Annotated in this window: 7 protein-coding genes; 3 read left to right on the forward strand and 4 right to left on the reverse strand. The window is 64.0% G+C overall.

The genetic code is table 11. The annotated features are described in order from the left end of the window. Nucleotides 1–250 precede the first annotated feature (250 nt). On the forward strand, nucleotides 251–1,558 hold the full coding sequence (locus tag VL973_RS11700) for a methyltransferase family protein (RefSeq protein ID WP_325284200.1): 1,308 nt from the start codon (nucleotides 251–253) through the stop codon (nucleotides 1,556–1,558). A 4-nt stretch (nucleotides 1,559–1,562) separates the two neighbouring features. Here VL973_RS11700 and VL973_RS11705 read toward each other — a convergent pair whose 3' ends face one another. After that, complete coding sequence (locus VL973_RS11705) at nucleotides 1,563–2,936, reverse strand: glutamate--cysteine ligase (RefSeq protein ID WP_325284201.1); 1,374 nt, start codon at nucleotides 2,934–2,936, stop codon at nucleotides 1,563–1,565. A gap of 39 nt (nucleotides 2,937–2,975) precedes the next feature. Further along, on the reverse strand, nucleotides 2,976–3,365 hold the full coding sequence (locus tag VL973_RS11710; RefSeq protein ID WP_325284202.1) for an EVE domain-containing protein: 390 nt from the start codon (nucleotides 3,363–3,365) through the stop codon (nucleotides 2,976–2,978). 161 nt (nucleotides 3,366–3,526) lie between these two features. Between VL973_RS11710 and VL973_RS11715 the strand changes: the two genes are divergently transcribed. Together VL973_RS11715 and VL973_RS11720 are read left to right on the forward strand one after the other, a co-directional pair. Then, nucleotides 3,527–3,886, forward strand: coding sequence for a hypothetical protein (locus tag VL973_RS11715; protein WP_325284203.1), 360 nt, complete (start codon nucleotides 3,527–3,529; stop codon nucleotides 3,884–3,886). Between the two features lie 74 nt (nucleotides 3,887–3,960). After that, complete coding sequence (locus tag VL973_RS11720) at nucleotides 3,961–4,236, forward strand: DUF3297 family protein (RefSeq protein WP_325284204.1); 276 nt, start codon at nucleotides 3,961–3,963, stop codon at nucleotides 4,234–4,236. Between the two features lie 41 nt (nucleotides 4,237–4,277). Here the strand turns inward: VL973_RS11720 and VL973_RS11725 are convergent, their stop codons facing one another. Beyond that, entirely contained in the window at nucleotides 4,278–5,081 is an 804-nt protein-coding gene (locus VL973_RS11725) for a LytR/AlgR family response regulator transcription factor (protein ID WP_325284205.1), read from the reverse strand. Next, the coding region (locus VL973_RS11730; protein WP_325284206.1) for a sensor histidine kinase at nucleotides 5,078–5,907 on the reverse strand (830 nt) is incomplete at its 5' end. The genes VL973_RS11730 and VL973_RS11725, both read right to left, overlap by 4 nt.

The raw sequence follows: 5,907 nt of genomic DNA on the forward strand, positions 1-5,907 counted from the left end.
GGCTGGGGCATCGAATTGCCGCTTTGCTGGGCAAGGGCGGCCGATGAAGCGAGCAAAAGCGCGGCGAACGCGAACCGACGGTGCATGATTACCTTTCCGTTGGAGGGGAAACTCCGATGGTCGCAGTAAAGACCCCTATCGCCGCAATCACAACCCGGTTTCGGGTGATATTGTCTCCAGCGTGACCATCCGGCCACCCGATCGTCATGTGTTCATGCGATGCTTACCATTGTGCGATAGGCGCCGGATCATGCATGACGAAACCCCCTGCGCCGACCCGCGGCCGCGTTCGGCGGTGTCGACCGGGTGCGGGCTGGCGGGGCTGGCGGGGCTGCTTTGCTGGACGGGCTTTGCCAAGGTGAACGGGCTGGATGGCCCCTATTCGGCGCTGACCAATCTGGTCGCATGCGGCGTGCCGATGTTGTTGTGGTCCGTGCTGGTCGACAAGGTGCATCGCAATCCATCGACGGGTATCGACTGGTCGAACGCCAAGCCATGGGGCGAGACGTTCGAGATCAGCCTGACTCGGCTGACGGGGTTGTGGACCACCTGGGGCGTGATCGCGATCGTCTATTTCGCGGCGCGCATCTATCATCAGGGCATGTTCGCCTTTGCCATGGCGTGTTTCGAAACCGCCGCGCCGTGGCTGTTCGTGCTGTCGATCCCCTATATCTTCCTGATCGACCGGGTGACGGTCGAGCCGCGCGACGGCACCTGGCATCTGGGCGCGTGGGTGATGGGGCTGGACGAGGCGATCGACCGGCAGGCCATTGCCGGGCATATCCGCGCCTGGACGGTCAAGGCGTTCTTCCTCGCTTTCATGCTGGCGATCGTGCCGGGCGGTTTCGGCGCCTTCATTCGCGGCGACATGGGTGCCGTGCTGTCCAGCCCGACCGCGATGGCGATGTGGCTGATTACCTTCATGTTCATGATCGATGTCGCATTCGCGACGGTCGGTTATGTGCTGACGCTGAAGCCGCTTGACGCGCATATCCGCAGCGCCAATCCGTTCGCGGCGGCGTGGATGGCGGCGCTGATCTGTTATCCTCCCTTCATCCTGATGGGCGACGGCGGGCCGCTCGATTACCATCAGGGCACGCATGGGCCGGACGGCTGGGCAGTGTGGCTGGACGGGCACCCGGTGCTGCTGGCGATCGTCGGCGCTGTGCTGGTCGCGCTGACGGGCATTTATGCCTGGGCGACGATGGCGTTCGGCCCCCGCTTTTCCAACCTGACGCATCGCGGCATCCTGACGCACGGTCCCTATGCGCTGTCGCGCCATCCAGCCTATCTGTCGAAGAACCTGTTCTGGTGGATTGCCGTCATGCCGATGCTGCCCGCCAGCGGCGAGTGGCAGGACGCGGTGCGGAACACGCTGCTGATGGGTGTCGTCAGCGGTGTCTATTACTGGCGCGCGAAGACCGAGGAGCGGCATCTGGGCCTCGACCCCATCTACCGCGACTATAGCGAATGGATGGCCCGCAACGCGCCGGTGCCGCGCTTCTTCGCGTGGCTGACGGGCAGGCGTCCGGCAAAAAAAGCGCTGCCTGCCGAGTGAATGCTCAGAAGCGGTTTTCAGAGTAGATGGCGCAGGCGTCGCCGTCCCATTTGGCGTGATAACGGTCGAGCAGCAGTTGCGCGGGCACCCGACCCGTGCGGACGATTTCGTGCAACGGGCCGAGAAAGCCCGTCTCGTCATCGCCCGATCCATTGAGCCGCGCGCGCGACGCCAATCCCCGATGCGCGATGGCGAGCGCCTCCCCCGCAATGTCCCGCAACGTGCCGCCGCCGGGCAGCGGTGCGTCCAGCGCCAGGCGCGGCACCGCGTTCCTCAGTGCCTCCCGGTCGGCCATCGACCAGCCCTTGACCAGATCCCACGCCGCATCCAGCGCGCCCTGATCGTAAAGCAGCCCCACCCAAAGTGCGGGCAGCGCGCAGATGCGGCCCCACGGCCCGCCATCGGCGCCGCGCATCTCAAGAAACGTCTTGAGGCGGACTTCGGGAAAGGCGGTCGACAAATGATCGGCCCAATCGTCCATCGTCGGCTTCTCACCCGGCAGGACGGACAATTCGCCCTTCAGGAAATCGCGGAACGACAGGCCCGCCGCGTCGATATAGCGTCCGTCACGATAGACGAAATACATCGGCACATCGAGCGCATAGTCGGTGTAGCGCTCATATCCGAACCCGTCCTCGAACACGAAAGGCAACATGCCGGTGCGATGCGGATCGGTATCGGACCAGATATGGCTGCGATAGGACAGCATCCCGTTCGGATGCCCCTCCGTCAGCGGCGAATTGGCGAACAGCGCCGTCGCCAGCGGTTGCAGCGCCAACCCGACGCGAAACTTCTTCGCCATGTCGGCTTCGCTGGCATAATCCAGATTGACCTGGATGGTGCAGGTCCGCAGCATCATGTCGAGACCCATCGTTCCCACGCGCGGCATGTGGCGCAGCATGATCGCATAGCGCCCTTTCGGCATGACGGGCAGGTCGGTGCGCGCCTTGTCGGGCCACATGCCAAGACCCAGAAAGCCGAGGCCGAGTTTCTCACCGACGGCCTTGACCTGTTCCAGGTGACGACCCGTCTCCGCACAGGTCTGGTGCAGGTTTTCCAGCGGCGCGCCCGACAATTCAAGCTGGCCCGCCGGTTCCAGACTGACCGTGCCGTCCGGGCCGCTCAGGGCGATGACATGGCCGTTTTCCTCGATCGGCGTCCAGCCGAATTCGGTCAGCGCCATCAGCAGGTCGCGAATGCCGCCCGGCTCGTCATAGGACGGCGCGCGGCAATCGGCGGTGCGATACACGAATTTCTCATGCTCTGTGCCGATGCGCCATCGCGACGCCGGCTTTTCCCCGCGCGCGAAATATTCGACCAGTTGCGAGCGATGCTCGATCACCGGCGCCTCGCTGGCCGAAACCGTCTTGGTGCTCATGGCCGCGCCTCTACGCCCGCACGCCCGCGCGCGCCAGCGTCATTTCGCGCCGGCCATTTCGAGCACCACGTCCCATTCCGCCGGGGTGACGCGGCCAACCGACAGGCGCGAATACTTGACCAGCTCCATGTCGGCCAGACGTGGTTCCGCCTTGACCTGTTTCAGCGTGACGGGGGCGGGCAGTGGTTCGGCGGGGCGGCATTCGACCGACACCCAATTGCCTTCCTCCCCATCCTTCTTCGCCGCGCGCGCGATTTCCATGATGCCGACGATCTGCAGGCCGATATTGCTGTGATAGAAAAAGGCGTGGTCGCCGACTTTCATCTCGCGCAGGTTGCGCGCGGCGGTGTGGTTGCGGACCCCGTCCCATTCGGTGCGGCCGTCGCGCACCAGATCATCCCACGAAAAGACGTCGGGTTCGGATTTCATCAGCCACAACGCCATTCCGGACTTCCTCGTTCATCTATCTAAATCACGCCTGAACGCGCGGTTCGCCGCCAGTTCAGCGAAGATCATGTAGCGTGTCCTTCATCAACGCCAAGGTGCGGGCAACTGCTCGCCTCTGGCGGTGCGGATACAGGAGGCACCATATGAACATCGTGACCAAGGCCACATTGGGTCTGGTCGCGGGCGCAACCGCCCTGACGGCGGCGTCCCCGGCCGAAGCGCAGTGGCGTCGTTATCATCGCGACCGGGGCGGCGATGCCGCAGCAGCGGCGATCGTCGGCGGCATTGCGGGGCTGGCGATCGGCAGCGCGATCGCCAACGACCGGTATCGCGACCGCTATTATCGCGGCGGCTATTACGACCGGGGCTATTACGGTCCGCGCTATCGAGGCTGGAACCGCGGCTATTATGGCCCACCGCGCCGTTTCTACCGCCAGCGCTGCTTTTCGCGCTGGCAATATGACCCCTATATCGGCCGCCGTGTGCGCGTCCGTTATTGCTGAGCGCAAGGACGGGCGGTGCTGCCATGGCATCGCCCGTCTTGTCGCGGGCAGGGCTTGCGCGTAGAGGCGCGCGCATGACTGACACGCCCCCCGATCGCCTGTCGATCCAGCCCAAAAGCCCGCATTTCGATCAGGCCGCGCTCCAGCGCGGCATCGGCATCCGCTTCAAGGGTGTCGAGCGCACCGATGTCGAGGAATATTCCATTTCCGAAGGCTGGATTCGCGTCGCGGTGGGCCGCAAGACCGATCGTCACGGCAATCCGCTGACCATCAAGCTGTCCGGCCCGGTCGAGGCATGGTTTCAGGATGCCGACAAAGCCGCCGCCGACGAATCGTCCGACAGCGAGTGATGTGACGGGCGGCACCGGAACCCGGCGCCGCCCCCATCTCGTCAGTGGACGAAGCGCGCCACCACGTCGCGATAACTGCGGCTGACCTTCACCTGCGCGCCTGAATCGAGCACCAGGAAGCATTCGCCGTTGGTGTGCGGCTTGACCTGCTTGACCAGGTCGAGATTGACGATGGTCGAGCGGTGCACCCGCTGGAACCGGCGCGGATCGAGCCGCTTTTCCAGATCCTTCATCGTCTCGCGCAGGATCAGCGTGTTGTCGCCGGTGTAGATGCACATGTAATCGCCGGCCGCGTCGATCCGCTCGATCGAATCGACATCGACGCGGAAGATCTGCCCGCGATCCTTGATGTTGATGAGCTTTTCAAAGCGATTCGCCGCCAGTTCGCCGCCGCCGCCATCGCTCATGTCCTGCACCGCGTCGGGCGCGACTTCGGCCAGCACGCCCTTGAGCTTCTCGACTTCGGCCTGCCCGCGTTTTTCGGTCAGGCGCTGGCGCACGCGGTCCAGCGTGTCGGCCAGCCGCGCTTCCTCCACCGGCTTCATCAGATAATCCATCGCCTGCGCCTCGAACGCGCGGATGGCGTGGTCGGAATAAGCAGTGACGAACACGAACAGCGGCGGTTCGACCTCAAGCAGGCCCTGCACGACCGAAAAGCCGTCAAACCCGGGCATCTGGACGTCGAGGAAGACAAGGTCGGGCTTGTGCGTCTTGATCGAACGGATCGCCTCGCGCCCGTTCATGCATTTGTCGATGATCTCAACGTCCTCGTGCGCCTGAAGCCGGAGTTCGAGGCCCTGAATGGCCAGCGGCTCGTCGTCGACAAGGATGGTTCGGATGGTCATGCTGCCTCGCGTCTGGGTTCCTCGACCTGGAACGGAATCTCGATTTCAACGCGGAAGCCGCCGCCGGGGTTCGCACCCGTGTCGAAGCGGTGGTCCGCGCCGTAAGCCTGGGCCAAGCGGTCGCGTATGTTGGCCAGCCCTACGCCGGTGGAAAGGCTTGGACGAGATTTGCCCTGCATCAAGCCCGGACCGCTGTCTGTCACGGCGATCTGCACCCGATCCCCGGTGAGCCGTGCCGAAACCGCGATCTCCGCTCCCTCTTCCAGCGGGGTGACGGCATATTTGATCGCGTTTTCCACCAGCGGCTGGAGCAGCAGCGAGGGAAGCCGCGCCCGCTCAACCCGCGCGTCGATGTCGAAGGTCGGGCGCAGCCGTTCGTCGAAGCGCATCTTCTCGATCTCGAGATAGAGTTTCAGCGTCTCGATCTCCTGCGCCAGCGTGACATGCGCGGTCGGTTCGTTCGCCAGCGTATAGCGCAGGAACGACGACAGCCGGCTGAGCATCACGTTCGCTCGCTCGGTCTGCTTCAGCAACACCAGCGTCGAGATCGAATTGAGCGTGTTGAACAGGAAATGCGGGTTGAGCTGGTATCGCAGCATCGCCAGTTGCGCCGACGACGCCTGCGTCTCCAGCGCCTGCATCTGGTCGATCTGCTGTTCGACGATCAGATACCAGTTGATGCCGAAATACAGCGCCGTCCACCCGGCCAGCACGGTGAAGTTCAGGAACACCGTTGCCAGCACCAGATTGATCGTGATGCCCGGCGTCGCGGAACGGATGAACGAGAAGGTGAAGGCGTCGAGCACGGCATAGATCACCGTCGCCG

This window comes from Sphingomonas sp., assembly GCF_035490575.1.
In the GTDB taxonomy this organism is placed as follows: domain Bacteria; phylum Pseudomonadota; class Alphaproteobacteria; order Sphingomonadales; family Sphingomonadaceae; genus Sphingomonas.

Coding starts and splice junctions, on each gene's coding strand:
- VL973_RS11700 (WP_325284200.1), top strand. CDS start 251: ATGCATGACGAAACCCCCTGCGCCGACCCGCGGCCGCGTTCGGCGGTG.
- VL973_RS11705 (WP_325284201.1), bottom strand. CDS start 2,936: ATGAGCACCAAGACGGTTTCGGCCAGCGAGGCGCCGGTGATCGAGCAT.
- VL973_RS11710 (WP_325284202.1), bottom strand. CDS start 3,365: ATGAAATCCGAACCCGACGTCTTTTCGTGGGATGATCTGGTGCGCGAC.
- VL973_RS11715 (WP_325284203.1), top strand. CDS start 3,527: ATGAACATCGTGACCAAGGCCACATTGGGTCTGGTCGCGGGCGCAACC.
- VL973_RS11720 (WP_325284204.1), top strand. CDS start 3,961: ATGACTGACACGCCCCCCGATCGCCTGTCGATCCAGCCCAAAAGCCCG.
- VL973_RS11725 (WP_325284205.1), bottom strand. CDS start 5,081: ATGACCATCCGAACCATCCTTGTCGACGACGAGCCGCTGGCCATTCAG.